Below are 1,451 nucleotides of genomic sequence, written 5' to 3'. Positions count from 1 at the left end.
AGAACCTCGCGACTTCCAGGTTAACACCTCATTAACCGATTTGGACAACCCTGTGGTCGATCAGCGTGGGGCTTCCGAAATGAATTCACTGATTGCCGCTGTCTTCCTTCTTCCGGTGACCGTCCTGGCGGCCTGGGCAATGTTCAACCGATTTGCCATGGGCGAAACGCGAGAGCACATTGATGAGGCCGCTGCTGTCCGGCAAGCCTTCTCTAAGATCGAGACGGAGCTCCTGAGCCTGCTTGGAGACTGCAGCGCGGCGAGGTTGGCATGGTCGATGTGGTCGGCTACGAACGGTTCCGAACGGAATGGCGCAGCTGCCGCTGAGCTTCATCTGCTTAGTCACGCAGAGGTCGAGGCAAGGTCTGCCCTTGATCAGATCAATGCTCTTCCGCGAAGTGTCGGCGAGATCAAGGTTCACAATCTGCGTTCGATGAGAGCGGCGATTTCCGTTCTGACCAAGGAGATTCAAGTCCAGAGGCATGTTGTCCGCGACTCCCTCGCGCGCTTTGACGACGGCCGGGCCGCTTCGGCGTTCAGGGGAAGAAGCCAGGTCCTGAAGCCGGTAAAGGTGTAGTGCCACGGCGCGCCTGCTGCTGCGGTGGCGGCATCCCAGGGCAGAGCGAGTGCAACCGAGATACCGATTTGGCCATCCTGGCAACGCATTGACCGAGCAACAGCGTTCGCGTAGTCGCGGCTTTGTCTTGCTCTCGATCCTGCTGGGCTTCGAAGCATCCGCGGAGGGCTGCGATCCGGACTACTCCTACTCCGGCGCCTGTGTGCCGGTCGCATCCGACGTCGACTGAACCGGCGGGAAGGGGAATGGTCCTGCCTATGTCACAGGTCCCGTCTAAGTCGTCGGGTCCGATATCTACGGGCTGGATCGCGATGGCGACGGTGTCGGATGCGAACCGAAGCGGAAGAAGCGGAAGAAGCGGAACTGAGCCTGTGTTCGAGGTTGGGTCTTGAGCGCGCGATCAGCGGTACAAGTTCTGTCTCTGAAATCGAAACCGCCGATCCGGCCTTCTCCTTGTTCTCGCCATGGTTCGGAGGCCGACGCAGATCCGGCCCGAGCGCTGATGGCCCAGACGTACACGCCATATGGTTGACGAACACTCGCTATGGCGCTTCAACCACAATTTCTTGAGGTCATCGATGTTCCGCAGGCAGGCTCGGCTCGGTTAACGGTTTCTTAGGATTCGCGGCGATAAATTGAACGAAATCTGAAGAGGTTCTGCGATGGAAACGATGGAACTGGCAAACCGGGCTTTGACGGCGAGCATCCTGGCGGAAGCAAAGGGCAAGTTGGACCTTTCGGAAGCCTTTCTGGACATTGCCATGGACCTCATGCGGACCGGGTCCAAAGAGCCGAAGGGCAATTTGCTCGACTACAGCATCAACCATTTGCTCAACCGATACGCGAGAAATTAGCGAAGGCTTAACCAAGGGTT

The 1,451-nt window shown here is 58.2% G+C and carries 2 protein-coding genes; both read left to right on the top strand.

The features are described 5' to 3' along the window. Positions 1-577, top strand: a 577-nt coding sequence (locus LHP98_RS19260; protein ID WP_227254161.1) for a hypothetical protein, incomplete at its 5' end; no start/stop codon positions are given. 662 nt (positions 578-1,239) lie between these two features. Beyond that, a complete protein-coding gene (locus LHP98_RS19255) occupies positions 1,240-1,431 on the top strand; it encodes a hypothetical protein (RefSeq protein ID WP_227254160.1) in 192 nt (63 codons plus the stop codon). Positions 1,432-1,451: the final 20 nt, after the last annotated feature.

The organism is Rhodobacter sp. Har01 (assembly GCF_020564565.1).
Lineage (GTDB): Bacteria > Pseudomonadota > Alphaproteobacteria > Rhodobacterales > Rhodobacteraceae > Pseudogemmobacter.
The sequence above is the reverse complement of the archived record's forward strand: the minus strand, read 5'-3'. Positions and strand labels throughout refer to the sequence as shown.

What these genes read in the sequence shown, in the direction of transcription:
- LHP98_RS19255 (WP_227254160.1), top strand. Translation starts at nt 1,240, where the DNA reads ATGGAAACGATGGAACTGGCAAACCGGGCTTTGACGGCGAGCATCCTG.